We start from the raw sequence: 25,702 nt of genomic DNA, 5'->3' as shown, positions 1-25,702 counted from the left end.
CCTGGGGTCTGCTAGAGGATGTAACGCGAGAGATCCTCGTCCTGGACCACGGACGCGAGCCGCTCGCGAACATAGGATGCATCGATGAACAGGGTCCGGGGCCCCTGCTCACTGGCGTTGAATGATACATCGTCGAGCAGACGTTCGAGCACCGTATGCAGGCGCCGGGCCCCGATGTTTTCCGTCCGCTCGTTGACTCCCTGTGCGATCCGGGCGATCTCCAACACGGCTTCGTCGGAGAAATCCAGGTGCACGCCCTCCGTGTCGAGCAGCGCCGTGTACTGGCGCAGGAGGGAATTGCGAGGCTCTCGCAGAATGCGGACCAGATCCTCGCCGCTGAGCGGCTCGAGCTCCACGCGGATGGGGAAGCGGCCCTGGAGCTCGGGGATGAGATCGCTCGGCTTGGAGACGTGGAAGGCGCCCGCGGCGATGAAGAGCATGTGGTCCGTCTTCACCTGGCCGTACTTGGTGTTGACGGTGGAGCCCTCGACGATGGGGAGGATGTCGCGCTGCACGCCCTCGCGCGACACGTCCGGGCCCGCGCCCTTGCCGCCCCCCTCGCGGCTGGCGATCTTGTCGATCTCGTCGATGAAGATGATGCCGCTGTGCTCGGCGCGCACCAGGGCCTCGCGGTTGACGCGCTCGGTGTCCACCAGCCGCGCGGCCTCCTCCTGCTCCAGGAGCTTGAGCGCCTCGGGGGCGCGCACCTTGCGCCGCCGCGAGCGGCTCATGCCGGGCATGTTCTTGAACAGATCCTGCAGGTTGACGCCGATCTCCTCCATGCCCTGGCCGGAGAAGTTGCGCAGGAAGGTGGGCGAGCCGCCCTCGCTCGTCTCCAGCTCCACCTCCTGGTCATCGAGCGTGCCGGCGCGCAGCTGGGCCCGGAGCTTGTCGCGCTCGGTGTCGCTGAGCCGGGGCACGGCGGGAGGCGGGGGCGGGGGCGCCATGAAGCCCATGCCGCCGGTGGGACGGGCGGCGGGGGCCTGGCCGGAGAGCAGCTGGGCGAGCCGGTCCTCGGCGTTCTCGGTGGCGCGCGCGCGCACCCGCTCCATCTCCTCGTCGCGCACGAGCGCGATGGCGGACTCGACGAGGTCGCGCACCATGGACTCCACGTCGCGGCCCACGTAGCCCACCTCGGTGAACTTGGAGGCCTCCACCTTGACGAAGGGGGCCTGGGCGAGCTTCGCCAGCCGCCGGGCGATCTCCGTCTTCCCCACGCCGGTGGGGCCGATCATGATGATGTTCTTCGGGTGGATCTCATCGCGCAGGTCCTCGGAGACCTGCTGGCGGCGCCAGCGGTTGCGCAGCGCGATGGCCACGGCGCGCTTGGCGGCGTTCTGCCCGACGATGTAGCGATCCAACTCGCCCACCACCTCGCGGGGCGTGAAGGTGGGGCTCTTGCGTGTGTTGCTCACGGTGGCGGCTCCCTTCAGAGCTCTTCGTAGGTGACGTTGGAGTTGGTGTAGACGCAGATGTCGGCGGCGATCTGCATGGCGTGGGTGGCCACCTCGCGCGCGGGCAATTGGGTGTGCGTCATGAGGGCCCGGGCGGCGGCGAGCGCGTAGGTGCCCCCGCTGCCCACCGCGGCGATGCCGAAGTCCGGCTCGATGACGTCGCCCGAGCCGGAGAGGATGAACGTCTTCTCGCGGTCGGCCACGATGAGCAGGGCCTCCAGGCGGCGGAGGAAGCGGTCGGTTCTCCAATCCTTTCCCAGCTCCACGCAGGCGCGGGTGAGGTTCTTCTGGTGCTCCTTGAGCCGCGCCTCGAAGCGATCGAAGAGGGTGAAGGCGTCGGCGGTGCTGCCCGCGAAGCCGGCGAGCACGGAGCCGTCACCGATGCGGCGGACCTTCTTCGCGGTGTTCTTCATGATCGTCTTGTCGAGACTGATCTGACCGTCACCGGCGATGACGACCTTCGCCTCTCGGCGAACACAGAGGATGGTGGTGCCATGGAACATGCCGGGGCATTTAACAAGGCGACGCGGGCGTTTCCACGACTCCCGACGGGCCTGTCCGCCCCCTCACCGCTTGTGGACGTTCCACCCGCCGTCGAGGGCGAGCGCATTGAAGCGCACCGTCACCAGGAGCACGGCGTAGAGGAACACGTAGCCCATCTGCAACCCGAGCGTCTCCCACTGGCCGCGCAGCGCGGTGCCGAAGATGAGCACCACCATGAGCAGCCCTCCGCCGAAGAGCGCGGCACGTGTCAGCAGCCCCAGCGTGAGCAGCAGTCCGAGCACGGCCTCGAGGAAGGGAAGCAGCAGCGCGAAGGCGCGCACGAGCGGCGACGGCAGGGGCGTCTGGGCGAAGCCCTGCACGAGCGTGTCGGCGAAGGCGCCCAGGGCGGGCAGACGCACCGCGCCGTGCAGGAAGATGTTGAGGCCCAGGGCGAGCCGCAGCAGGAAGTAGGCGGCGCCCTCGCAGGACAGCGTGCGGAAGAAGGGCGTGGAAGGCTCGGGGGGCATGGGTCGAATCCTTGAGAGCAGAGCGTGGTGGAACGTTCGCCCCTCATCGCACGAAGAACGCGACTTTCAACCCAACACATGATGAACGCGCTCGGTGGCCGCGCGTGGACTCCGGTATGATGAAGCCCGGGGGGGGCCGAAAGGCACACTCATTCCTGCCCCTGAGCCAGGAGATCCACCGTGAGCAACCTGAGCAGTTCTGATCGGCGTCGCCATACCCGCCACCGCGTTCGCATGCGCATCAAGATCCTGCGCGGAGAAGTCGAGCTCGCCGGAGAGATCTTCAACATCTCCCGCTCGGGGTGTCTGCTCGTGACCCCCGTGGCGATGCGCGTGGGGGATCACTACACCGTGCACCTGCCCGTGCTCCCGGGCTCGACCTTCTCCATCAAGGTGGTGCGCACGCGCCGGGTGGGCGAGTGGTTCGCCGTGGCGACCCACTTCGAGTCCCAACTGCCCGACGAGGCCCCCATCCTCAAGCTCGCCAGCCAGGACTCGGGCGTCCAGGAAGATCCCGAGCAGCTGTTCTGAGGCGGAGCTACTTCGCCTTGCGCGCCACCAGGAGGTGAAGGCAGCCGGTGTCCTCGGTCCGCACCTCCGCGCGCTCCAGCCCGGGCAAGCCCTCCACGAGCTTGAGCAGATCCTCCGGATCCCGGTAGATGAGGTACCAGTCCAGCGCGGTCTCGGTGAACAGGTGCATGGGGTTCTTCGCGTTGAAGTTGCCCAGCACCAGCAGACCGCCCGGAGCCAGCCCATCCCAGAGCTTCGTGGTGAGCCGCCGGGCGAAGCGCTCCGTCAGGTAGTCGAAGAGCCCGATGGAGTAGATGAAGTCCTGGGAGGCCGAGGGCAGGTCGCTGCGGTTGCGCAAGAGCTCCAGCACCGAGCCGCACCACAGCCGCAGCGCCTGATGGCGCGTGGCCGGCATCGCCCCCACCCGCGTGAAGTGGCCGAGCGCCGAGTCCAGCGCGCCCTGGTCTTGATCCAACAGCGTCACGGACTCGAAGGAGACGTCGCGCGCCACCGCGACGAGCTCGGGCGCCGAACCAGACGCCACGTTCATCACTTTGCGTGCGCCCCGGGCATGCTCCGCGCGAAGCATCTGGGCCAGCAGATCCCGTCGGTTGCGCACCGCCTGGAAGCCCGGCAGCTCCAGGGCCCAGGAGTCCATCCACAGCTCCATGGGCGTCTGGCCCTCGGGCTTGCGCCGGTAGAGCGCCTCCATCATCAGGAAGTCTCCCGCGTAGCCGCGGGGCTTCTCCCAGCAGCGCCGCAGCACCGCGCTCTTCCAGAAGTAGGGCCCGAGCTCGGCGCGGAAGCGGCTCTGGTCCGGAGAGCCACGCGCCAGGCCCGGTGCCCTTGACGCACCTCCTGCTCTCCAGACATCCATCAAGAGTTCACTCAGACGAGATGAATCCAATTGAGTGGGAGTCTTTGTGACACGCTCGGAATTTTCCAATTCCTTCAGCCAGGCACCCAAGACTGCGAGTGTCGTTGCGAACGCTGAAGACGACTCAGAAGCCAGGAGATGGAGAGGGTTCAAGGCTTATCTATCTACCGTGGAGAGGCACGGTGCCCAGGGGGGAGATTCCGAGCGCTAATTGTGTCAGAATTCCTGAACCATGCCATCGCTCAATAGCCAGGAGTGCACACAGCGGATGGGACTCGCGCCGGAGACCGCCACCGTGCGAGGACTCATCTTCAACGCGGTCTTCAAGTTGGTGGAGCAGCATCGTGGGGCCGCCGCGGCGGCGGAGTTGAGAGCCAAGATTGCCAAGAAACCCCTGGTGGATTTCTTCTCATACCCCGCGCGCGACTTCCTCCAGGTGCTCTTCGAAGCGGGTGAGCTGCTCGCCCCGCAGTACGGCTCCGCGCAAGCGGCCATCCGGGCGTGTGGCGCCGCGGCCGTCGGTGGGTTCTTCCAGTCCGGGGTGGGCCGGACGTTGACCACCATCATCGGGCAGGGAGACCCCAAGCGGCTGTTCTCCAGCGCGCCCACGGCCTACTCCACGGCCGTGAGCTATGGGCAGCGCAAGTTCAGCGTGGTGGGCGAGCGGCGCGTGAGCCTGCACTTCAAGGGCGACATGCAGCCGGTGGAGTTCCACCAGGGCCTGCTGGAGGCGGCGCTCCAGGGCGTGGGCTGCACGGGCCGGGTGGAGGTGCGCCGGATGGGGATGGACGAAGCGGAGTACTACATCGAGTGGTGAGTGCCCCGGCGCCGCGCGCTCACGCCCGGGGGTGCGCGGCGTCGTAGACGGCCTGGAGCTGCTCCCAGCTCACGTGCGTGTAGCGCTGGGTGGTGGACAGGCTCGCGTGGCCGAGCAGCTCCTGGATGCTGCGGATGTCCGCCCCGCCGCCGAGCAGGTGCGTGGCGAACGAGTGGCGCAGCGCGTGGGGGCTCACCTTGCGCTGCAGCGCGCATTGCAGCACGTAGGCGTCCAGGTGCCGCGCGATGCTGCGGGGCGTGAGCCGGCCGCCGCGGTAGTTGAGGAACACCGCCTCCGCGTCCTGCCCCGCGTGCGGCACCGCGAGCAACTCGCCCCGGCGCTCCAAGTAGGCCTCCAGCGCGCGAATGGACTGCGCGTTCACCGGGCACAGGCGCTCCTTGCTGCCCTTGCCCATCACCCGGATGATGCGCTCGCGCCGCTCCACGTCCAGCAGGTTCAGCCCGCACAGCTCGCTGATGCGCAGGCCGCCGCCGTAGAGGATTTCGAGGATGGCCCGGTCGCGCAGCCCCAGCACCGTGTCCTGGGGAGGCATGTCGAGGATGGCGAACAGCTCCTCCACCGGCAGCACCTTGGGCAGCTTCTTGGGCAGCTTGGGGCTCTTCACCAGCTTGGCGGGGCTGCCCGGCAGGAGCTTCTGGCGCACCAGGAACTTGTAGAAGCTCTTGATGCTCGCGAGCCGGCGCGCGCGGCTGGCGGGCGCGTGCTCCACCGCCAGCGTGCCCAGGTAGCCGCGGATGGCGGCGTGCGAGGCGGACAGGAGCGAGAGCTTCGCGCGCTCGACGAGGTAGCGCTCGAAGTCCACCAGGTCGATGAAGTAGTTGCGCACCGTGTGCACACTGGCGCCCTTCTCGTCGACGAGGTGGACGCGGAACTTCTCCAGCAGGGGTGACAGCGGCTCGGTGCTCATGGGAGGCCCCAGCCTAGACGCGGCCGGGCCTCCCGCAAGCTTCTCACGGCCGCGCCGGCGCCGCGTACACGCCCGCGTTGGCGCCCTTGAGCACGTACACCGCCAGCGAGTCCCCGGGGCCAGCGAAATACGCCGGCAACTGGGCCCCCTGGTCCAGCGTCTTGCGCGCCTTCGTCTTCACGTCATAGACGGCCACGTCGAACGCGTCCGAGTCCATGCGCGCCGACGTCGCCAGCACGCGCTCCCCATCCGCGGACAGCTTGTAGCTGTAGATGCCCTGCAGCCACGTGGCCGGCTGGGGAGCCGCCTCGGCGGAGAGGGGCAGCGGCAGCGCCTGGAAGTCACACGCCCGGCCCTCGCGGGTGCAGCCCGAGCGGAAGACGAGCGCCGAGTTGCCCGGGGCGAAGCCATAGCCGAACACCCCCGCCTGGGCCTTGATCGCCTTCTCCGCACCCACCGGGTAGACCATCAGGTCCACCGAGTACACGGGCTTGAGGAAGCGCGAGAGGTAGGCCACGTACTGGCCGTCCGTGCCCCAGGTGAAGTTGGGCACGCGGCCGCCCACGAGCTTCGGCTCGCCGTCGGGCAGCGTCACCACGCCCATCAGCCCCGCCCCCGCCGGCTGATCGTACTTCGCCAGGAAGCCCAGCGCGCGCGAGTCCGGGCTGAAGGCCACGTCCTTCACGCGCTCGCCCACCTTGCGCCCGGGCTCCCCGGACGCCGGGCCCACGTACAGGTCGCCCATCACCTCGGGCTTGCCCCCGTCGTTGCGCGCCAGCCACTTCGAGTCCGGCGAGAAGGCGAACGACGTCGTGCCCGAGGCCACCTTGAGGCCCGTCCACTCCGGCGGCGACGCCACGTACAAGTCGTACGTCGAGTTGCCGCTGCTGCGTACCTGGTAGGCCACGTACTTCGAGTCCGGCGACGACACGAAGTCGCCCACCTGGTCCGCCAGCTTGCGCGGCTCGGCCGGCTTGTCCGCGGGCGAGTCCACCGCCACCGCCACCAGGCCCCCGCCCGCCGTCAGCTTGCGCTTGAAGAGGAGCGTCGCCCCATCCGGGGAGAAGCCCGCCGTGGACACCTCGCCCCCCACCGGGCGGAAGGGCCCCGCGGGCAGCGCGCCCAGCTTCAGCACGCCCCCCTCCACGAAGGCCAGCTTCGTCCCGTCGGGGCTCGGCACGAAGTACGTCACCCCCTCGCCCAGTTTCTTCGGCTCGGCCGTGGGCTCGTTCAGATCCAGCACGTGCAGCCCCCCGGACTGGTTGGCCAGGTTGTACCCGGTGAGGAACAGCACGTGCTTGGAGTCCGGGGTGAACAACTGCCCGCCAGGCACGTTCGTCACCCCATCCCCCAGCCGGCGCGGCACGCCGCCCTCCACCGGCACCACGTACAGCTCGCCCAGGCGCATCTGCGGCGGAATGCCCTCCACCGTCGGCTTGCGCGTCTTCGTCAGGTACGAGGCGAAGCGCCCATCCTCCGTCACCCGCAGATCCTCCGCGGGGCCCACGGCGAGCGGCACCCCGGCGCCGCCCACCACCGCCGCGCCCCGGGCCGCCCCGCCTCCTCCGGTCGCCTTGTCGTCCCCGCCGCGCTTGCACCCCACCAGCGCGAGCGCCACCAGCGCTCCCATGCACACCGCTCGTCGGTTCATACCGTCCTCCCAGGCGCCTCGGCGGGGGGCACGCTCGGCAGCCACGTGGCCAAGTCCGCCCGCGCCCGCTCCGCGTACTTCACCCGCTTGTCCGCCTTCTTGTGCCGGCCCTGCAGCGGCGGAAACAGCCCGAAGATGATGTTGGAGGGCTGGTAGTCGTAGTCCTCCGGGTGCGCCTCGCCCGTCACGTGCCGGTAGAGCGCGCCGAGCGCCGTGGTGGCCGGCGGCGGCACGAACTCGCCGCCGGTGAGCCGCGCGTACACCGCCAGCGCCGCCAGGTAGCCACACGCCGCCGACTCCACGTACCCCTCCACCCCCGTGATCTGCCCCGCGAAGAACAGCCGCGACTCGGCCTTGAGCGACAAGTCCCGCCCGAGCAGCCGCGGCGCGTCGATGAAGGTGTTGCGGTGGATCTGCCCCATGCGCAGGAACTCGGCCTGGGCCAGGCCCGGGATGCAGGAGGTGAAGATGCGCTTCTGCTCACCCCACGTGAGCCGCGTCTGGAAGCCCACCATGTTCCACGACGTGCCCGCCTTGTCCTCCATGCGCAGCTGCACCACCGCGTGGGACTCCTTGCCCGTGCGCGGATCCACCAGCCCCACCGGCTTCATCGGCCCGAAGGCGAGCGTCTGGTCTCCCCGCTCCACCATCACCTCGATGGGCAGACACCCCTCGAAGTACCGGGGTTCCTCGAAGCTGTGCGGCTGCAGCTTCTGGCCCGCCTTCACCTCGGCGATGAAGCGCGCGTACTCCTCGGCGGTGAGCGGCAGGTTGATGTAGTCGTCCCCTCCGCCCTTGCCATAGCGGCTCGCGCGAAAGGCGATGTTCATGTCGATGGAGTCCCCGGCGACGATGGGCGCGATGGAGTCGTAGAAATAGAGCTTCTCCCCCACGTAGCGCTCGAGCTCCTTCGTCAGCGCGTCCGAGGTGAGCGGCCCCGTGGCGATCACCACCACGCCCTCGGGCAGCTGCTCCACCTCGCCCGCCACCACCTCCACGCCGGGCGCCTCGTGCACCGAGCGCGTCACCGCCGCCGAGAAGGCGTCCCGGTCCACCGCCAGCGCGTCACCGGCCGGCACCCGGTGCGTGTCCGCGCAGCCCAGAATCACCGAGGACAGCGCGCGCAGCTCCGCGTGCAACAAGCCAATGGCGCTCTCCGGGTTGTCCGAGCGCAAAGAGTTGGAGCACACCAGCTCCGCGAACGTGTCCGTCTTGTGCGCGGGCGAGCGCCGCTGCGGCTTCATCTCCCGCAACGTCACCGGCACTCCGCGCTTCGCCAGTTGCCAGGCGCACTCGCTGCCCGCGAGGCCCCCGCCAATCACCGTCACCCGCTGATGCTTCACGTGCCGCTTCCTGCCTCTCTCCCGGGCGCGGCCCTCGCCGCCCCGAGCCATCCGGCCTCTGTTAGCAGGCCCCTTCCGCCCTGTCCCTCCCTTCCGCTCGGACCGGCGCGCCAACTGACCGCCGGTGCCCGTTTCCCCGCTTGCTCTCCGGCCGAGGCTCCAGGTGGGACAGCCGACGGCAGTTACCCTACCTTTTGGGGACTCCTACTTTTGCCGAGTTCGACTCGCGAAACCGCGAAGCAGGAACCCAACGCAGTGCACCCTTTTGATGGAGCGACAGGCCATGACGCGAGCCAATGACCTCTTGAAGATTCGGGATCTCCTCCAGCGCCGCCGCCGCGCCATCCTCAGCACGAGCGAGGGGGCCCAACGCGAGCTCGCGGCGCTCAAGGCCTCGGATCGGGATCCCGAGTACGAGGAGCAGGCCCAGGCCGAGCTGGCGGACTACACCCTGTCCAGCCTGATGGAGGCGCAGCGGCGCGAGGTGATGCTCATCGATGCCGCGCTGCGTCGCATGGACACGGGCGTGTTCGGCGAGTGCGTGGATTGCGGCGCGGACATCACCCTCGAGCGGCTGGAGGCGATGCCCTTCGCCATCCGCTGCGAGGAGGACGCGACGAGCCACGAGCTGGAGACGCGCGGAGGCCACGCCCAGTCGGTGCCCACCCTCTAGGCGGCAAGGGCGCTCGGTCTGCCCGAGCGCCCCGGTTTCGCGAGACGGACGGCTCAGGCCGCCGAGGACGCGTCGGGCCCGTTGGCCGCCGGAGGGATGGCCTCGGGCTCGGTGATCTGCCGGCGGTAGTCGCACTCCTTGTTCGGGCAGGCCACGAAGGGGCCGTCACGCTTGGAGAACTTCTGCACCAGGTAGGGCGACTGGCACTGCGGGCACGCCTCGGGCAGCGGCCGGTCCCACGCGGCGAACTTGCAGTCGGGGTAGCGGTTGCACCCGAAGAAGATCTTCCCGAAACGGCTGCGGCGCTCGGTGAGGTAGCCCTGCTTGCAGTCCGGGCACGTCACGCCGATGGAGATGGGCTTGGACGTCTTGCACTCGGGGTAGCCCGAGCAGGCGAGGAACTTGCCGAACCGGCCGCGCTTGACGACCATGTTCTTGCCGCAGTTCTCGCACATCTCGTCCGTGGTCTCCTCCTCCACGATGACGATCTTCCCTTCCGCGTCGCGCTTGAAGTCCTTGGTGTTCTTGCACTCGGGATAGTTCGAGCACGCGAGGAAGTGGCCCATCTTCCCCCATTTGATCACCATGACGTTGCCGCACTTCTCGCACGCCACGTCGGTCTTCACCTCCTCGCGCTTGACGTCGCGCATCTCCGCCTCGGCCTTCTCGAGCGTCTCCTTGAAGGGCGCGTAGAAGTCCTTGAGCACGGCCTTCCAGTTGGCCTCGCCCTCGGAGATCTGATCCAGCTTCTCCTCCATGCTGGCCGTGAACGTCACGTCCAGCTCGTGGGGGAAGTGCTTGACGAGCAAGTCGTTGCAGATGAGGCCCAGGTCCGTGGGGCGGAAGCGGCCCTCGATCTTCTCCGCGTACTTCTTGTCCTGGATGGTGGAGAGGATGGCGGCGTAGGTGGAGGGACGGCCGATGCCCCGCTCCTCCAGTTCCTTGACGAGCGTGGCCTCGGAGAAGCGCGGAGGGGGCTGGGTGAAGTGCTGCTCGTCGAGCAGCTTCTGCAGCACGAGGCTGTCGCCCTCGTTGAGCACGGGCAGCTCGCCCGTGGCGTCGTCGGCGCTCTCGTCGCCGGCGGCGCGCGCCTTCTCCTGGGCGGCCTCCTCCTCGGGGGTGAGGCTCGCGCCGTAGATGGCCAGGTAGCCGGGGAACTTCAGCGTGGAGCCCGAGGCGCGGAACGTGGCCCGGCCCGAGGTGATGTCCGCGCTCGTCTGGTCATACACGGCCGGCTTCGTCTGGCACGCCACGAAGCGGTTCCAGATGAGCTCGTAGAGGCGGAACATGTCCGCGGCCATGTCGTCGTTCATCGCGTCGAAGGCGGCCTTCACCTTGGAGGGCGGGTACTCGAGCGAGGTGGGACGGATGGCCTCGTGCGCGTCCTGGGCGCCCTTCTTGGTGCGGTAGACGACGGGCTCCTCGGGCAGGTAGTCCGCGCCATACGTCTGGAGGATGAAGTCGCGCACCCCCGCCACGGCCTGATCGGACAGACGGGTGGAGTCCGTACGCATGTACGTGATGAGCGCCGTCTGGCCCTCCTCGCCGAGCAGCACGCCTTCATACAGCCGCTGGGCGAGCGCCATGGTCTTCTTGGCGGTGAAGTGCAGCCGGTTGGCGGCCTCCTGCTGGAGCTTGGAGGTGATGAAGGGCGCGGGGGCGTTGCGGCGCCGCTCACGCTTGTCCACCTTGCTCACGGTGAAGGGAGCGTTCTTCACCTCGGCGACGAGGCCCTGGGTGGTGGCCTGGTCCTTGAGCTCCACCTTCTTGCCGTCCACGCGCGACAGCTTCGCCTTGAAGGACGGCGGCCCGGACTGGCCTTGCAAGAGCGCGTCCAGCGTCCAGTACTCCTGGGGCACGAAGGCCTTGATCTCGCTCTCACGCTCGCAGATGAGGCGCACGGCGACGGACTGCACGCGGCCCGCGGACAGGCCCCGGCGCACCTTCTTCCAGAGGATGGGCGAGATCTGATAGCCCACGAGCCGGTCCAGGATGCGGCGCGTCTGCTGGGAGTCGTAGTTCTCCTGGCTGAGCTGGCGCGGGTTGGAGATGGCCTCCTGGATGGCCGGCTTGGTGATCTCGTTGAACATCACCCGGAAGGAGACCGGGTGGCCGAGCTGCTGGTTGATGTGCCAGGCGATGGCCTCGCCCTCGCGATCCGGGTCCGTGGCGAGGAAGACCTTGTCCACGCCCTGGGCGGCCTTCTTCAGCTCGTTGAGCACCTTCTCCTTGCCTTTGATCACCTCGTACTGGGGCTCGAAGTCGTGCTCCAGGTCCACGCCCATCTTGCTCTTGGGCAGGTCGAGGATGTGGCCCACGGACGCCTTCACCGTGTAGCCCGAGCCCAGGTACTTCTTGATCGTCTTCGCCTTGGCGGGCGACTCGACGACCACGAGGTAGTGCGGCCCCTTGCCGCGGCGGGGAGCCTCGGCCTCGGCGTCGGCGTCCTCGGCGGAGGCCTCCACCGTGGCGAGCTCGCCCTTCTTGCCGCGCTTGACGGCCGCCTTCTTCGCGGAGGCCTTCTTCGCGGCGGTCTTCTTCTTGGCGGCGCTCTTCTTGCGCGCCGCTGGCTTCTTGGTCGGCTTCTCGGGGGCCGCCGTCTCCTCGACCTCCTGCTCGCCCGCGGTCGCCGTCTTCTTCGTGCGCGTCGCCATGCTTTTCCTCAGACCCTCTCGAACAACCTGCCGGGGTGCTGGATCACGAATCCCGACAGCTCCAACTCCACCAGGGCGCTGGTGAGCGCCGCGGGGGAGAGCTGGCTGCCGGCCAACACCTCATCGAATGACTTGGGAACCCGGTTCAACACCTGATAGGCCCCTCTCGCTTCCACCGAGAGTTCTTCCCATGAAGAACCCTCCGCTGGCGGCACGTACCGGAGGGGATGCATCCCCACGGCCCGCCAGACATCCTCAACGGACAGACACGCGCGGGCGTGACCATCACGCAACAACGCATTGCACCCCGCCGCCCCCTCGTTCAGCACGTCTCCGGGCAGGGCGAGCACCGCCCGGCCCTGCGCCCGGCCCGCCTCCGCCGTGTAGAGACTGCCCGAACCCACCCCCGCCCGAAGAACCACCACTGCATCCGACGCGCCAGAAATGAGCCGGTTGCGCCGGGGAAACGTCGTCGTGCTCGCCCGCACGCCCGGGGGCAGTTCGCTGAAGAACACCCCACCTCGGGCCAGGAAGTGCGGCAGCAGCCGGGCCTGGGCGGGATCCAGCTCGTCCAGCGCCGAGCCGAGGAAGGCCCACGTCTCGCCCCCGGCATCCATCGCGCCCCAGTGGCACGCCCGGTCCACCCCAGCCGCGGCGCCCGACACCACCCCCACGCCCCCTTCCGCGACCTGCCGCGCGAACGTCCGGGCAAAGGGAAGAAATCCCTGATCCGGATGACGGCTGCCCACCAACGCGGCGCGTCGCCGGGGCGGACCCACCTGTCCCCGGTAGAACAGAAGCGGAGGGGCATCGTCCGTTTCGGCCAGGCGCGCCGGGTAGGCGGGCTCGCCCTGGAAGGCCAGGCCCATCTCCGCCCGGGCACAGCGCTCCAGCAACTGGGTGGCGAGCGGTTCCAGCGCGGAGACCTCGGCGAGCCGGCGGCGAACGGGAGGCGGCAGCGGCGCTTCGGCGAGCCAATCCCTCACCGGACAGGCGGCCAGGGAAGCGAGCCCTCCCCTGGCAAAGGAGCGCAGACGCTCCAGGGTCCTCGGACCCAGACCCGGAACCGACCAGAGTGCCAGGAGCGCGCGTTGCTCCGCCGTGTAGCTGTTCGCCGTGACGTCCACCATGCCCCACCCCCTTCCCCGAGCCACCTATATAGAAGATGGGTCCGACGGAAAGAGGTCGGCACACATAAACACCTGACCGCCGGTGGTCAAGCGGGACGTCCCTGGAAGTAGGGCCCACGGGGGGCGATTCCGTGGGTGTGATGTCCACACGGACGCCTGGACCGGGCGGCGAGGCGGGCGCGTCAGCGCTGGGCCGTGGGGGCCGCGTCCACGCGCATCACCACCGGGTCGCCCGGGCCCACTTCCTGGATGGAGCGGACGATGAGGCAGTTGGAGGTGCGCTCCTTGACCTCGGTCACCATGCACAGGGCGACGTCCTCCGTGGGCAGCGTCGACTGTGGGGTCTTCTTGCCGAAGGACAGCTCCAGCTTGAGCACTTCCTGCCGGGCGGGATCTCCCTGGCGGGTGACGGTGAAGGTGTTGCCCGGCTGGACGCCATCGGCGCTGCCCCGATCGATCACCAGGATGTGATGCTCCGCGTTGAGGCTCAGGTAGGGCACGAGCGCGGTGAGGATGATGCCCTTGACCTCCTTCTCGTTGCGGCGGGGAACCACGGCGTCGGCCATGCGCTCGCCGTAGGGGCCCACCAGATCGCCGCGCACCACGGGATCCCACGTCTCCATGACCTGCGCCTTGACGTAGTCCTTGCCCAGCGCCGTCACGCGCAGCATGCCCACGAACTCGGTGAGGTAGCCCACCGGCTTCTTCGTCACCGGGTGGAAGATCTGCTCCGCGGTGTGGAACACCACGTACCGGTCGCCGAGCTTCGCGTCCGTCTTGCGCTTGAAGCGCACGTAGGTGGTGTCCGGGAAGGAGAGCATCTCCGCGCCGCTGCTGGAGCCCTCGATGCGGCCCGCCTCGTCCAGCTCGCGCGCGGTGACGAAGGCCTGCGTCATCACCGAGCGCCCGGACTTGGGCGTGTAGGAGATCTTCCCGCTCACCTCCACGTCGCCGCCCGTCGTCTCCGAGAGCACGACGTCATCACCGGAATCCCCGGGGCCCACGGGGCCCACGCCCGCCTCCACGCGCGAGGGCACTTCCTCGCCCGCGGCGAAGAAGCGCACGTTGTTGCCGGGGTAGATCCAGTGCGGGTTGGCGATCTCCGGGTTGTAGGACCAGACCTTGGGCCAGTACCAGGGGCTGCCCAGGTAGCGCTGGGACAGGTCCCACAGCGTGTCACCGGTCTGCACGGTGTGGACCTCGCCGGGCGCGGACTCGCGGCCGCCCTGCCCCGGGGGAAGCGTGACGCGACCCGGCCGCGCGGCGGGGGGCTCGTCCACCACGTCACTGCCTTCGGTCTCGTCACCGGTCTCGGGCTCCGATTCGTCCGACTGCGCCCAGACAGGCGGCGCGAGGACGGCGGCGAGAAGGAGCGAGGAGAGGATCCGCGAGCGCATTCGGATGACTTCCTTTCGGACTGCTTAGTGCGAGAGGGACGCGAGCCGCTGTTCCGCCTGGGTAGCGGCGGCCGTGCCCGGAAACTGGGTGAGGATACGGGTGTAGAGGGCCCGGGCATCGTCCTTCTGCTCGAGCCGCAGCCGGCACTCGGCCAGCCGGAGCATGCCGTCCAGCACGGCGTCGCCGGCGGGATAGCGGGTGATGAGCCGCTCGAACGTGCCGGCCGCGGAGGAGAAGTCCTTGAGCCCCATCTGCCCGAGCCCGCTGAAGTAGAGCGCGTTGTCGGCGCGGGCGTGACGGGGGTTCTTCTCGGCGAAGCCCAGCAGGGTGCTCACCCCGCCCTCCACGTTGCCGGTGCGCAGCGCCGCCACGGCCTGCTCGAAGGCGGCGTCCAGTCCGGAGTCCGACGTCTTCGGCGACAAGGCCTCGTCACCGGTGGCGCCCTCGTCGGGCGAGGCGCTCACGAACATCTCCACGTCGTCTTCCGAGGGCTCGACGACGTCCACGCGCACGGGCAGCGCGGGCGCGGGCTCGGCACGGGGCTTGAGCTTCACCACCGCCAGCTCGGGCGTGACGAAGGCGGACGTGGCCGTGGCCGGAGCCTCGGGGGCCGGGGCGGGCTCGGCGGCGGGCGTGTCGGCTCGCGAGGACCGGGCCTGCTTCACGCTCGCGAGCATCTCCATCCGCTCGAGGCGCTTTTCCAGGTGCGACTGGGCCTCGCGCAGCGAGCGCACCTCGGCCCTCAACGACACCACCTCCGTCGTGTGGGAGGCGGAGTTCGTGGTGGCGCACGCGGTCAGCGCACACAGCGGGACGATGGCAAGCAGTCGGCGAATGGCGCGGTGCTCCGGAGCGACCTGGGGGGAGATCCTCGCGGAGGATAGGAAGCAGCGCCGGAGACCGTCAAGAAATCGGCCCGGACGCGGCCGGAAACCGGTGCACCACGAAGTTCAGGTGACGCCCCGTGCGCCCCGCGTCCCGCCGGTGGGAGAAGAACTGGCGCGCGTCACACGCGTTGCAGGGGGTGAGCACATCCACCCGCTGCGCGAGCAACCCCACCCCCAGCAGCGTCTCACGCACGGCGAGTGACAAATCCAGGCGCACCTGGGCGCCCTCGCGCACCACGACCTGGGGACCGAAGCGAGCGGTGAAGCGCTCGCCCAGTTCCTCGGAGACGACGTAGCAGCAGCGCTGGATGCACGGGCCCACCGCCGCGAGCAGCCGCTCCGGACGTGAGCCGCGCGCGGCCAGGGCCTCCACCGCGCGCGCCACGATGCGCGCCTCCGTCCCCCTCCAGCCCGAGTGCACCGCCGCCACGCGCTGGCCCTCGGGGTCCACCAGCAACACCGGCACGCAGTCCGCCGTCCCCACGCCCACCCAATGCCCCGGCCGATCCGTCCAGAGGCCATCCGCCTCGCCCTCGGGAGGCCGCGGCTCCTCGCTCCCCTCCCCCGCCCCCGCCTCCACCACGCGATCTCCGTGCACCTGCTTCACCGTGTGCAGCGTGGCGAGCGGGACGCCCAGTCGCTCGGCCAGGCGCCGGTGGTTCTCCACCACGCGCTCACGCTCGTCGCCCACGGCGAAGCCCAGGTTGAGCGAGGCGAAGGGCTCCTCGGACACTCCCCCCTCCCGGGTGGAGAAGCCATGGGGAACCGGGAGCAGGGACGATTGAATGAAGGAACGGCTCATGAAGGGAACTCTCCCGGATATTCTTTCCGACGCGCCACGCAACCTCGTTCTTCCCTTTTCAGAGAATACAGGAGGAATGCAGTTTGACAGTGTTCGTTAACCGGGCCGACAATCCACCCATTCGCGAGGCCCTCACCCTCTCATGCCATCGGGTTTCAACACCATCGGCAGGAAGCTCCTGCGGAGCGTCGCCCTGCCGGGGCTGTTCACGGCCCTGGTGGTCGTGGCGCTGTTCTGGCGGCAGGCCCACGTGGCGACGCGGGACGCCACCCATGACGAAGCGTTGGTGCTCGCGGAGTTCGTGGACGCCACCTTCCGGTTGACCACGCCCGCGGGCAAGCCCCCGCACTCGCCCGTCGCCGAGCTCCTGGCGAGCGACACCCGGCTGCTGGGCGCCACCACGGAGCTCAACGTGCTGTCGCCCGAGGGGCGCATCCTCTGGTCGATCCGGCCGCGAGAGGTGGGCCTGCGCCACCCGGCGGCGGCGCTGCTGACGGCGCCCGGGCCCCAGTGGGCGCGCTCGGACGAGCACCAGACGGAAGTGCTCCGTCCACTCGGGGACAAGGCGTGCGAGGGGTGTCACGCGGGCGCGAGCGAGCGGCCCGTGGGTCTGCTGCACCTGCGCGCGGCGGAGCCCGTGGTGCACCGCGAGCTGACCGACGCCTTGATGGGCGCGCTGGTGGCGGTGTTCGTGCTGGGCACCCTGCTCATCGTCGCCACCGGCACGTCGCTGCACTTCTTCCTCGTGCGCCCCCTGCGCCGGCTGATGGCCGCCATGCGACGCGCCGAGGAGGGGGATGTGCTGGTGCGCGCCGAGGCGGGGGACTCGGACGAGCTGGCGCGGCTCGGCTCGGCCTTCAACGCCATGCTGGCGCGCCTCACCTCCATGAAGGCCGAGGAGATCGACACCCACCGGGATCTCGAGGAGACGAAGCACAAGCTCTCCCTCAACGAGGAGCTGGAGGAGCGCGTCGCGGAGCTGGGCCTGCTCTTCGACGTGGCGCACTCGCTCAACTCCACGCTCGAGCTGCCGGAGATGCTCGCGCGCATCACCCAGCTCGTCCCCGAGCGGCTCCACATCCAGGACTTCTCCATCATGCTCGTCAACGCGGAGGGGCTCCTGGAGATCAAGAGCACCTTCCCGGCGGACCCGGCACTCGAGGGGATGACGTTCCGCTTCGGCGAGGGCATCTGCGGGCGCGCGGCGGCGACCCAGCGCGGCGTGTACGTGCCGGACGTGGCGGAGCCCTCGAGCCAGTACGCCCGGCGCGACGAGCGGCCAGAGCAGGAGCGTGGGGCGCTCTTGAGCGTGCCCCTGGTGCACACGAAGTCGGTGCTGGGCGTGCTCAACTTCCAGCGCCCGGAGGTGGCCAGCTTCTCTCCCCAGGAGCTGGAGTTGCTCACCACGGTGGCCGACCAGGTCGCCGCGGCGGTGAAGAACGCCCTCTTGCACACCGAGGCGGTGCGGCTCACCCTGACGGATCCCCTCACCGGCGTGCCCAACCGCCGCCACCTCTTCTCCCGGCTGGAGCTGGAGGTGGCGCGCGCCCAGCGCTTCGGCACCAGCGTGTCCATCCTCATGGTGGACATCGATCACTTCAAGAAGCTCAACGACGCCGCGGGCCACCGCGCGGGCGACGAGGCGCTGCGCAAGGTGTGCGACGTGCTGCGCGCGCGCGTGCGCAAGGTGGACACGCTCGCGCGCTACGGCGGCGAGGAGTTCATGCTCGTGCTGTCCAACGTGTCCAAGAAGGACGCGCACGAGGTGGCCGAGAAGCTGCGGCGCGCCGTGGCGGAGGCCCCCCAGCTCGCCGCGCCCACCCAGCCGGGCGGCCACATCACCGTGTCCATTGGCGTGGCCACCCTGCCCACCGACGCGGCCGCCCAGGATCACCTGGTGGATTGCGCCGACTCCGCCCTCTACGCGAGCAAGCGCGGCGGCCGCAACCGCGTCACCAGCTACGAGCCCGGCATGGAGGTCCACCCGGATCGGGAGCGGGGCTTGAGCCGCCCCCATGATCCGTCCGCGGCCCCCATGGCCAAGGCCTGAGCGGCGGGCTCAGGGCAGGGTCAGGGCACGCAGCGCGCGCCCGCCCGGCAACGCCACGCGGAGCAGCAGCGTGCTGCCCGCGGGCGCCTTGCGGATGATGCCCGCCAGCTCCTGAGCGTTGGCCACCGGCTTGCGGTTGACCTCCACCACCACCATGCCCGGCTCCAACTGGGCGCGCTCGGCGGGCGAGCCCGGCTGCACCTCCGTCACCATCGCGCCCTTGGCCGAGTCCAACCCGGCCCGCTCGGCGATGCGCGGATCCAGGTTGCTCAAGGACAGGCCCACGCGAGCCTTGGAGGACTGCTCCTCGTCCTCCTGGCCCTGGCGCGGACGCACCCCGAGGTTCTCCAGGTCCGGACGCGTGCCCAGTTGCACCTTGATCGTCTGGCGCTTGCCCTCGCGGAAGACATCCAGCGCGGAGGTGCTGCCCGGCTTCTTGAGCGCCACCGAGCGGGTGAGCGAGCTGCCCGAGCCCACCTTCTGCCCGTCGATGGAGACGATGACGTCATCCATCTTCACGCCCGCGCGTCCCGCCGGGGAGTTGTCGTTCACCTGGTTGACGACGGCGCCTTCCTTGACGGGCAGTTGCAGGGCCCGGGCGAGATCCTCGTCCAGGTCCTGGATGCCGATGCCCAGCCAGGCGCGCGTCACCGCGCCCTCCTTCTCGAGCTGGGGCAGCAGCGCCTTCACCTGGTTGCTCGGCACCGCGAAGCCAATGCCCGTGCCGCCGCCGACGATGGCGGTGTTGATGCCCACCACCTCGCCCTTGAGGTTGAAGAGCGGACCGCCCGAGTTGCCCGGATTGATGGCGGCGTCCGTCTGCAGGAAGTCGTCATAGGGACCGGAGTGGATGTTGCGCGCGCGCGCGGAGAGGATGCCGCTGCTCACGCTCGAGGCCAGCCCGAACGGGTTGCCGATGGCCACCACCCAGTCGCCCACGCGCATCGCGTCCGAGTCACCGAGCTTCACCGTGGGCAGGTTGTCCGTCTTGGCCTTGACCCGGATGAGCGCCACGTCGGTGAGGGGATCCCTGCCGACGATCTCCGCGTCGAAGCTGCGCCCGTCATCCAGCCGGACGCGGATGGCCACCGCGCCTTCCACGACGTGGTTGTTGGTCAGCACCAGACCCTTGGGGTCGATGATGAAGCCCGAGCCCGTGCCCTGGCGGATGGGCTCGCGGCGGGAGCCCCGCGGATCCTCGCCTCCGAAGAAACGATCGAAGGGAGACGTCGGCCGCTCACCCCGGGTGGAGGTGGCCTGGACGTCCACGTTGACGACGGCGCCCTTGACGGACTCGACCAACGGAGCGAGCGAGGGCAGGGCCTGCGCCTCCTTCGTGGCGGGCTGGAGCACGTTCTGGGGAGGCTGCGGAGACGTCTGGGAGTGCGCCAGCAAGGGCAGTGCGACGAGGGCGGCACCCGCGATGGCACTCCGCGGAAAATTCGTTCGTTTGGTCATGACTCTCCCGACATAAGACACGAAGGCAGCGAAGCAAGGCGGAAGCGCCCTGTCCGCGCGACATAACAACGCGGGCCGCCCCCTCTTCCCCGAAAGCAAAGGGAACGAGCGGGCGGTGCCCGATTCCGGCTGTCTCACTCTGGACGGTAGACGCGGTAATCGATTTCGGGAAACACGGTGCTCGTCGCCTCGAAGCGGGTGAGTTGCTCCTCGTCGATGCGGCCCCCGCGCAACTGCTCGTGCAGGCGCAGGAAGCGCAGCACGTGCTCCTGGGTACGGCGCACCGCGTAGTCCACCATGGTCCCCGTCTTCATGATGAAGGCCCAGTCCGAGGACTGCGCGAGCAGCAACTCGCGCGCGGCCTGGTTGAGGGCCCTGCGCTGCAGCGTGGGCGAGTCGTCCGGGAAGTCCTTCGCCAGGGCGATCATCTGCCGGGCGCAGTGGTGGAGGTGGCGGTAGATCCAATCGTTGGAGCCATCCAGCCACATGGTCGCATAGCCCCCCGCTCCCCAGGAGCACAGGGGCGGCGTGGCCACCTGGTTCTCCGGATGCGCGGCGAGATCGTCCGAGGGCGTCACCAGCGAGAACGTCTTCTGCTCCTGCGCCACCTTGCGCAGCAGCGCCTCGAGGAACCAGGGCCCCTCGAACCACCAGTGGCCGAAGAGCTCCGCGTCGTAGGGCGCCACCACCACCGGCTTGCGTCCGCGCACCTTGCCCGAGAGCCACTCGAACTGCTTCTCGCGGTTGAAGAGGAAGTTGCCCGCGTGGACGTGCGCCCGCTCGCGCGCCAGGTCCGGATCATACGGCTGCTTGTCCTGCCCCTTGCCGGTGATGCGGTAGTACTTGAAGCCCGTGTTCTTGCGGTCTCCCGTGGGCTGGATGTAGGGCCGGACGTAGTCCAGCTCCAGGTCCCAGCCGATGTCCCGGTAGAACTCCCGGTAGTGGGGATCGCCGGGATAGCCGCGCTCGGCGCTCCACACCTGCTGGCTGCTCTCCGGATCCCGCGCGTACGCGGCCACGCCCACCTCGGTGTAGATGGGCGCGAAGGGGCCATTGAGCGGCCGGGGCGTCGCGTCCGTGAGGCCGTGGGTGTCCACGAAGAAGTAGCGGATGCGCTCGGCCGCGAGGAACTTCTCCACCCCGGGGAAGTAGCCACACTCGGCGAGCCAGATGCCCGGCGCGTCCCGCCCGAAGGTGAGCCGGTAGTGGCTGGCGGCCACGGAGATCTGCGCGCGCACCGCCTCGGGCGTCTGCTGCATCAGCGGCAGGAAGCCGTGCGTGGCGTTGCAGGTGATGATCTCCAGGTGCCCCGCGTCCTGGAGCCGGCGGAAGGCGCTCACCAGATCGCGCTTGTAGCGATCATGGAAGGCCTGGCGCAGGGACTCGAAGTGGTCGCGGTGGAAGCGGGCGAGCCGGCCGAAGACGGGATCGTTCCGGGTGCGATGCACCTCGCGCGCGCCCAGCTCGCAGAGCTGATCCAGGCGCCGGGCATAACGGCTCATGAGCAGCTCGTCACGCAACATGGTGACGAGCGTGGGCGTGAGCGTGAGCGTCAACCGGAAGGGAACGTCCTCCTCCGCCAGCCGATCGAAGGTGAGCAGCAGCGGGAGATACGTCTCGGAGATGGCCTCGTAGAGCCAGTCCTCCTCCAGGAAGTTCTCGTACTCGGGATGGCGCACGAACGGCAGGTGCGCATGCAGCACGAGGGCAAGGGAACCGATGCTCATGGTCTTTCCCTCACCACCCCGGACCCGAGGAGCCCGCCGGTCCGCTCGACCACACCCACAGTCCGGTGGCCCCGGATGGGCCTCCTGGACCGGGGCCCTGCTCCGAGGAGCCCGCCGGTCCGCTCGACCACACCCACTGCCCGGCGGCGCCAGGAGGACCCGCTGGACCGGGGCCCTGCTCCGAGGAGCCCGCCGGCCCGCTCGACCACACCCACTGCCCGGAAGCCCCGGGCGGACCCGCCAGGCCCGGCCCCTGTTCCGAGGCCACCGGCCCGTAGACCCACATCCATTGCACAACCCCTTCCCCTCGCTGCGACGCGCCCGGCACCTGCTCCGAGGAGCCCGCGGGCCCGTGCGAGCCAATCCACTGAACGACCCCTTCGCGCGCACCCGACACGCCCGGCCCCTGCTCCGAGGAACCCGCGGGCCCGTGCGAGCCGATCCACTGAACGACCCCTTCGCGCGCACGTGGCACGCCCGACGCCTGCTCCGAGGAGCCTGCGGGCCCCTGGGACACGAACCCGTGCGCGGAAGGCCCGGCGGGCCCTCGGGAGTCACCACCCGCCGCGGGAACTCCCATCGGCCGGGCCCCTTGCTCCGAGGAACCCGACGGTCCGGCCGAATCCAGCCAGATCTCGGATGAGCCTCCAGGCCCGTGCGACCACACCCAACGCTCCGGGGGCGCGCGCTCGGACTCCGGCGGCACTGGCGCCTCGCCGGAGGGACTCTCGGCGGGCCTCGGCGCACCCACGCGTCCTTCCGACGAGGAGCCCTCGGCGCGCGGGACGTGCAGATACCCCGGAGTGGGAGCGACCTGCTCGCCAGGAGGCGCCGCGCGCGACGGAACGTGGGGCTCGAGACGCTCGGCGCTTCCCGGCAGGAGCACGCGGCGCCAGGTGATGTAGTCGCGCTCCTCGTCGGGCTCGAACCGCAGGGACACGGAGCCGGGACGAGGCACGGCGCGCAAGGCGGCGGGGGACGGCACCCGCAGGAAGCGCACCGAGGTGTCCGAGGAAGGCCCCGCTGGAGGCAGGAAGACGCGGTTGGACGAGTGTCCGATGCGGCGCGAACGGCCATCCCGGCCGACGAAGTGCAGCTCCACCCGGTAGGGCCGGCCCGCGGGCAGCCCGCCGATGTAGAAGCTCCGCGACTCGAGCGCGACGTCGATGACGCCGAGCAGGGTGTCATGATCGTCGTACAGCCGCATCACGGTCCGTGGGTACTCCAGCCCCTGCGCGGCGCGCTCCCGGGTGGTGACCTTGAAGTCCCAGAACACGAAGAGCGTGTGGGGATCCCGGGGCAGCAACATGACGGTGTCGTCCGCGTAGTCCACCGGCAGCGAGCCGAGCGACCCGTTGGAGATCAGCCCGCCCGGCGCATCGGGAGGCGGCGCGTTCGAAGCCCCGGTGACGATGCGCGCCACGAAGAAGCCCTCCACGAGCGGCTCGGCGGAGGTCCTCGCGGGCTCGGGAGGCGCGACGGGCGCGGGGGTCGACACGTCCGAAGAAGCAGTGGCCTCGAGTGGAGCCGACTGCTTGGGTGGGAAGTCGACCACCCGCGCGGGCCGGGTCGGCACGTACACGGGGGTCTTCTCGTCATCATCCCCGGGCAGGGGCCGCTTCGACGCGGCGGGAGCCTCGGACCGGGGCGTGGGCTGTTCCCGTTCCGGAGGGGACCGGGTCGCGGAGACACCCGGGGGGGCCTCGGTCGAGCCGTCAGCCCGCTCGCGCAGCCCCATGAGGGTGACGAGCTCGTCCACGCGCGTCACCAGTGCGCCGAGCAGGCCCTTGCGCGCCTTGAGCCTGTCCACCCCGCGCCCCCACTGCGTGTGCGCGAATTCCCGGAGGTGTTCCACCATGATGCTCTTGCGGTCGGCCATAAGCGGACCTGGGCTTAGGGCCGGCGCAAACCCGGGTCAACGGACGATTTCGCGACTGTTCGTGGGGATACCTCGCGAGGTGGCGAGGGACGGTGACAAGGCGGGAGCGGGCTTTGTATTCTCCGGCCCGCCTTGAGTGATCTGCCCAGACTCCTGCTGTGCAGCTTCGACGTCATCCCCGGCCCGTCGGGTTCCTCGCGCCGGCTGACCGAGTATTTGAAGGCACTGCCCGATCGGTTCTCGGTGGTGGTGCTCTCGGTCAAGACGCCGGATCACACCCATATCGAGAAGTACGAGAACGCGCGTCTGCTCCGGGTGCCCGTGGGCTCGGGAGACCTGGCCTCGCGCATCCAGGCCTTCGAGCGCGCCGTGCGGCGCCAGTTGGAGAGCGAGGAGTACGCCCTCGCCCACTTCACCGATCCCTTCGGCGGCTATGCCCTGTGCGAGCTCAAGGGGGACTACGGCTACCGGCTCGTCTACGAGGCGCAGAGCTTCCCCTCGCAGGAGCTGCGCTACACGCATCCGCAGTTGGAGGGAGACCGCAAGTTCCTCTCCAAGATCCGGCGCCAGGAGCTGTTCTGCCTGATGAACGTGGATCGGGTCATCACCGGCTCGACCACCACGAGCGACTTCATCCAATCCCTGGGCGTGCCGAGCGAGTCGGTGCACGTGGTGCGCGCCCCCGTGGACATGGGGCCCTATGAGCCCGAGGCGCTCGGCGTGCCCGACGGCGCCCCCATGCGGCTGATGTACCTGGGCAGTCAGGTCTCCTGGCAGGGCCTCGCCGGGCTGCTGCGGGGACTGGCGCTCGCGGTGCGCGAGGTGGACGTGCGGCTGTCGCTCGTCGGTCCGCGCCACCCCGACTGGCAGCCCCACCTGGAAGATCTCGTCGCCGAGCTCGACCTCAAGCAACACGTCGAGTTCCAGCCCGCCGTCAGCCATGACAACCTGGCCAAGGTGCTCACCCTCGCGGACGTGGGGGTGGTGCCGCTCGACGACGTGGACCGCAACCGCGTCCAGGGCGGCGCGCTCGCCAAGGTGTCCGAGTACCTCGCCGCGGGCCGGCCCGTGCTCGCCGCGGACCTGCCCCTCACGCGCGAACTCATCCCGGCCGCGGCGGGGGTCTTCTACCCGCCCGGAGATGCCCAGGCGCTCGCCGAGCAGCTCATCGCCCTCGCCCGCGACGTGCCCCGGCGCCTGTCGCTCGGTGAGCACGCCCGGGCCTTCGCCAGCAGGTCGCTCGACGCGGGGCTCATCCGCGGCCAGCTCCTGGACATCTATGACGGGCTGCTCGGCAAGGACGCCGCGGCACGCGCGAGTCCCGGCGAGCGGCAGAACGAGCCTCAGCTCACGGCCGTCACCGGCACCCCCACCAACCGCGTCCTCGGCATGATGGGCACGGTGAGCGCCGAGGCCGCTCCCGAGCCCGCCCCTCCCGCCGTCCAGGCCGTCGAGCCCGACGGGCCGGCCACCCACACCCAGGATACGGATCCCGGACAGGGTCCTCCGGCGCTGGATGATCCGCCCGTCGTCGTGGGCCAGGCGCTGCTGTCCGAGGACGGCCTCGATACCCGGCTCGTCAAGACCGAGCCCGACACCCGCCGTCCCGAGGGCCCACCCGTGGTGATGGGTCTCCCCCTACGTGATCCCCCCGCCGCCGATCAGGACCAGTCCCTGACCGAGCAGCACGTGCGGCCTCCGGCTCCACTCCCGGCCCCGGCTCCAGCCCCCGTCCCGGCGCCAGCCTCGGTTCCGCCCCCGATTCCGGCGCCAGCCGCCGTGACGGCCGCGCCCTCCGTCCCAGCGCCTCCGCCCATTCCCAGCCGGCCCTCCATGGGTCCGCGCCCCATGCCCCCCGAGCTGCGCCGCACCACGCCCCCCGAGCCGCGCCGCGCGGTGGTCCCGGAGCCCGAGCCACTCCGGCCCCCCGCCCTGCCCTCCCGGCCGTCCGTGGAGCTGCCGACTCCCGCGCGCGGCTCGCTCATCATTCCGCCGCTGCCGCCCCGGGCCCCCCGGCCTCCCAGTGGCTCGCGACCCAGCGAACCCCCCGTGCTCATGCCGGTGCCCGCGCCCCCTGCTCCCGCGCCCCCCGTCCTCCAGCCCGTCGCCGAGGAGGAGCCCGAGGAGATCTCCTCCTCTCATGCCGAGGTGCTCTCCGAGGAGGAGGCCTCGCCCACGCCCCGCCACGCCCATCCGCTGGAGGAGCCCGAGGAGATCAGCAGCGAGGAAATCCAGGAGACCGAGGCTCCCCCGCGCCAGCCGCCCGAGTCGCGGCTCAACCCGTGGTTCGCCCAGCTCGCCCACGGCTACTGCCCGCCCGAGGGCACCCACTTCGCCCGGCACACCCCGCCCACCACCTTCCCCGGCCGGGACGAGCTGCCCGCCTCCTCGGCCGCTCCCCCCAAGGTCCAGGGCGGTGCGCGCGGCAAACCCTCATAAATATTCAGATCTTCC

Annotated in this window: 20 protein-coding genes; 5 read left to right on the top strand and 15 right to left on the bottom strand. The window is 69.9% G+C overall.

What is annotated here, in order from left to right; all coding sequences use genetic code 11:
- Positions 1 to 11: 11 nt before the first annotated feature.
- The 3 genes from hslU to D187_RS46325 all read right to left on the bottom strand — a co-directional run bounded on the left by hslU (position 12) and on the right by D187_RS46325 (position 2,464).
- The gene (hslU, locus tag D187_RS46335; RefSeq protein ID WP_002627138.1) at positions 12 to 1,415 is read right to left on the bottom strand and encodes an ATP-dependent protease ATPase subunit HslU; all 1,404 of its coding nucleotides are present in this window, start codon (positions 1,413 to 1,415) and stop codon (positions 12 to 14) included.
- Positions 1,416 to 1,429: 14 nt separating this feature from the next.
- Complete coding sequence (hslV, locus tag D187_RS46330) at positions 1,430 to 1,957, bottom strand: ATP-dependent protease subunit HslV (RefSeq protein ID WP_002627137.1); 528 nt, start codon at positions 1,955 to 1,957, stop codon at positions 1,430 to 1,432.
- A 63-nt stretch (positions 1,958 to 2,020) separates the two neighbouring features.
- Positions 2,021 to 2,464 (bottom strand): DoxX family membrane protein, encoded by a 444-nt coding sequence (locus tag D187_RS46325; protein WP_002627136.1) that lies wholly within the window; start codon positions 2,462 to 2,464, stop codon positions 2,021 to 2,023.
- Positions 2,465 to 2,644: 180 nt separating this feature from the next.
- Here D187_RS46325 and D187_RS46320 point away from each other — a divergent pair, with 180 nt between their 5' ends.
- The gene (locus D187_RS46320; protein WP_245591999.1) at positions 2,645 to 2,995 is read left to right on the top strand and encodes a PilZ domain-containing protein; all 351 of its coding nucleotides are present in this window, start codon (positions 2,645 to 2,647) and stop codon (positions 2,993 to 2,995) included.
- A 7-nt stretch (positions 2,996 to 3,002) separates the two neighbouring features.
- Here D187_RS46320 and D187_RS46315 read toward each other — a convergent pair whose 3' ends face one another.
- The gene (locus tag D187_RS46315) at positions 3,003 to 3,851 is read right to left on the bottom strand and encodes a class I SAM-dependent methyltransferase (RefSeq protein WP_155894055.1); all 849 of its coding nucleotides are present in this window, start codon (positions 3,849 to 3,851) and stop codon (positions 3,003 to 3,005) included.
- A gap of 232 nt (positions 3,852 to 4,083) precedes the next feature.
- On the opposite strand from D187_RS46315, the gene D187_RS46310 reads away from it, so the two are divergent.
- Positions 4,084 to 4,668 (top strand): TIGR02265 family protein, encoded by a 585-nt coding sequence (locus D187_RS46310; RefSeq protein ID WP_043435185.1) that lies wholly within the window; start codon positions 4,084 to 4,086, stop codon positions 4,666 to 4,668.
- Positions 4,669 to 4,687: 19 nt separating this feature from the next.
- Here D187_RS46310 and D187_RS46305 read toward each other — a convergent pair whose 3' ends face one another.
- The 3 genes from D187_RS46305 to trmFO are packed head-to-tail and all read right to left on the bottom strand — an operon-like array spanning position 4,688 to position 8,641.
- Positions 4,688 to 5,596 (bottom strand): tyrosine recombinase XerC, encoded by a 909-nt coding sequence (locus D187_RS46305; RefSeq protein WP_002627132.1) that lies wholly within the window; start codon positions 5,594 to 5,596, stop codon positions 4,688 to 4,690.
- A 43-nt stretch (positions 5,597 to 5,639) separates the two neighbouring features.
- Positions 5,640 to 7,247, bottom strand: coding sequence for a hypothetical protein (locus tag D187_RS46300; RefSeq protein WP_043435183.1), 1,608 nt, complete (start codon positions 7,245 to 7,247; stop codon positions 5,640 to 5,642).
- Positions 7,244 to 8,641, bottom strand: a complete 1,398-nt coding sequence (gene trmFO, locus D187_RS46295) for a methylenetetrahydrofolate--tRNA-(uracil(54)-C(5))-methyltransferase (FADH(2)-oxidizing) TrmFO (RefSeq protein WP_081714115.1) — start codon at positions 8,639 to 8,641, stop codon at positions 7,244 to 7,246. Before trmFO ends, D187_RS46300 begins: the two co-directional genes overlap by 4 nt.
- A gap of 232 nt (positions 8,642 to 8,873) precedes the next feature.
- On the opposite strand from trmFO, the gene D187_RS46290 reads away from it, so the two are divergent.
- A complete protein-coding gene (locus tag D187_RS46290; RefSeq protein WP_002627128.1) occupies positions 8,874 to 9,263 on the top strand; it encodes a TraR/DksA family transcriptional regulator in 390 nt (129 codons plus the stop codon).
- 53 nt (positions 9,264 to 9,316) lie between these two features.
- On the opposite strand, the gene topA is transcribed toward D187_RS46290, so the two are convergent.
- From topA to pgeF, 5 genes are all read right to left on the bottom strand, one after another.
- Positions 9,317 to 11,917 (bottom strand): type I DNA topoisomerase, encoded by a 2,601-nt coding sequence (gene topA, locus D187_RS46285; protein ID WP_002627127.1) that lies wholly within the window; start codon positions 11,915 to 11,917, stop codon positions 9,317 to 9,319.
- An 8-nt stretch (positions 11,918 to 11,925) separates the two neighbouring features.
- Positions 11,926 to 13,047: a DNA-processing protein DprA gene (locus tag D187_RS46280; protein WP_002627126.1), complete on the bottom strand. Its 1,122-nt coding sequence runs from the start codon at positions 13,045 to 13,047 to the stop codon at positions 11,926 to 11,928.
- A 182-nt stretch (positions 13,048 to 13,229) separates the two neighbouring features.
- The gene (locus D187_RS46275; RefSeq protein WP_002627125.1) at positions 13,230 to 14,444 is read right to left on the bottom strand and encodes a LysM peptidoglycan-binding domain-containing protein; all 1,215 of its coding nucleotides are present in this window, start codon (positions 14,442 to 14,444) and stop codon (positions 13,230 to 13,232) included.
- 24 nt (positions 14,445 to 14,468) lie between these two features.
- Positions 14,469 to 15,197: a tetratricopeptide repeat protein gene (locus tag D187_RS46270; protein WP_245591998.1), complete on the bottom strand. Its 729-nt coding sequence runs from the start codon at positions 15,195 to 15,197 to the stop codon at positions 14,469 to 14,471.
- A 151-nt stretch (positions 15,198 to 15,348) separates the two neighbouring features.
- A complete protein-coding gene (gene pgeF, locus D187_RS46265) occupies positions 15,349 to 16,134 on the bottom strand; it encodes a peptidoglycan editing factor PgeF (RefSeq protein WP_002627122.1) in 786 nt (261 codons plus the stop codon).
- 142 nt (positions 16,135 to 16,276) lie between these two features.
- Between pgeF and D187_RS46260 the strand changes: the two genes are divergently transcribed.
- Positions 16,277 to 18,184: a GGDEF domain-containing protein gene (locus D187_RS46260; protein ID WP_002627121.1), complete on the top strand. Its 1,908-nt coding sequence runs from the start codon at positions 16,277 to 16,279 to the stop codon at positions 18,182 to 18,184.
- Positions 18,185 to 18,193: 9 nt separating this feature from the next.
- Here the strand turns inward: D187_RS46260 and D187_RS46255 are convergent, their stop codons facing one another.
- From D187_RS46255 to D187_RS51395, 3 genes are all read right to left on the bottom strand, one after another.
- Positions 18,194 to 19,642, bottom strand: coding sequence for a Do family serine endopeptidase (locus D187_RS46255; protein ID WP_002627120.1), 1,449 nt, complete (start codon positions 19,640 to 19,642; stop codon positions 18,194 to 18,196).
- A gap of 134 nt (positions 19,643 to 19,776) precedes the next feature.
- Entirely contained in the window at positions 19,777 to 21,369 is a 1,593-nt protein-coding gene (locus D187_RS46250; RefSeq protein ID WP_002627119.1) for a glycoside hydrolase family 57 protein, read from the bottom strand.
- A gap of 10 nt (positions 21,370 to 21,379) precedes the next feature.
- Positions 21,380 to 23,227, bottom strand: coding sequence for a DUF4912 domain-containing protein (locus tag D187_RS51395; RefSeq protein ID WP_162159768.1), 1,848 nt, complete (start codon positions 23,225 to 23,227; stop codon positions 21,380 to 21,382).
- Positions 23,228 to 23,380: 153 nt separating this feature from the next.
- Between D187_RS51395 and D187_RS46240 the strand changes: the two genes are divergently transcribed.
- Complete coding sequence (locus tag D187_RS46240; protein ID WP_002627117.1) at positions 23,381 to 25,687, top strand: glycosyltransferase; 2,307 nt, start codon at positions 23,381 to 23,383, stop codon at positions 25,685 to 25,687.
- Positions 25,688 to 25,702 lie beyond the last annotated feature (15 nt).

It is taken from the genome of Cystobacter fuscus DSM 2262, assembly GCF_000335475.2.
GTDB classification, from domain to species: Bacteria; Myxococcota; Myxococcia; order Myxococcales; family Myxococcaceae; genus Cystobacter; species Cystobacter fuscus.
The sequence above is the reverse complement of the archived record's forward strand: the minus strand, read 5'-3'. Positions and strand labels throughout refer to the sequence as shown.

Bases quoted from the DNA above. Each gene is read 5' to 3' on its own strand.
- hslV (WP_002627137.1), bottom strand. From the start codon at position 1,957: ATGTTCCATGGCACCACCATCCTCTGTGTTCGCCGAGAGGCGAAGGTC.
- D187_RS46325 (WP_002627136.1), bottom strand. From the start codon at position 2,464: ATGCCCCCCGAGCCTTCCACGCCCTTCTTCCGCACGCTGTCCTGCGAG.
- D187_RS46315 (WP_155894055.1), bottom strand. From the start codon at position 3,851: ATGGATGTCTGGAGAGCAGGAGGTGCGTCAAGGGCACCGGGCCTGGCG.
- D187_RS46310 (WP_043435185.1), top strand. From the start codon at position 4,084: ATGCCATCGCTCAATAGCCAGGAGTGCACACAGCGGATGGGACTCGCG.
- D187_RS46305 (WP_002627132.1), bottom strand. From the start codon at position 5,596: ATGAGCACCGAGCCGCTGTCACCCCTGCTGGAGAAGTTCCGCGTCCAC.
- D187_RS46300 (WP_043435183.1), bottom strand. From the start codon at position 7,247: ATGAACCGACGAGCGGTGTGCATGGGAGCGCTGGTGGCGCTCGCGCTG.
- trmFO (WP_081714115.1), bottom strand. From the start codon at position 8,641: ATGGCTCGGGGCGGCGAGGGCCGCGCCCGGGAGAGAGGCAGGAAGCGG.
- D187_RS46290 (WP_002627128.1), top strand. From the start codon at position 8,874: ATGACGCGAGCCAATGACCTCTTGAAGATTCGGGATCTCCTCCAGCGC.
- topA (WP_002627127.1), bottom strand. From the start codon at position 11,917: ATGGCGACGCGCACGAAGAAGACGGCGACCGCGGGCGAGCAGGAGGTC.
- D187_RS46280 (WP_002627126.1), bottom strand. From the start codon at position 13,047: ATGGTGGACGTCACGGCGAACAGCTACACGGCGGAGCAACGCGCGCTC.
- D187_RS46275 (WP_002627125.1), bottom strand. From the start codon at position 14,444: ATGCGCTCGCGGATCCTCTCCTCGCTCCTTCTCGCCGCCGTCCTCGCG.
- pgeF (WP_002627122.1), bottom strand. From the start codon at position 16,134: ATGAGCCGTTCCTTCATTCAATCGTCCCTGCTCCCGGTTCCCCATGGC.
- D187_RS46260 (WP_002627121.1), top strand. From the start codon at position 16,277: ATGCCATCGGGTTTCAACACCATCGGCAGGAAGCTCCTGCGGAGCGTC.
- D187_RS46255 (WP_002627120.1), bottom strand. From the start codon at position 19,642: ATGACCAAACGAACGAATTTTCCGCGGAGTGCCATCGCGGGTGCCGCC.
- D187_RS46250 (WP_002627119.1), bottom strand. From the start codon at position 21,369: ATGAGCATCGGTTCCCTTGCCCTCGTGCTGCATGCGCACCTGCCGTTC.
- D187_RS51395 (WP_162159768.1), bottom strand. From the start codon at position 23,227: ATGGTGGAACACCTCCGGGAATTCGCGCACACGCAGTGGGGGCGCGGG.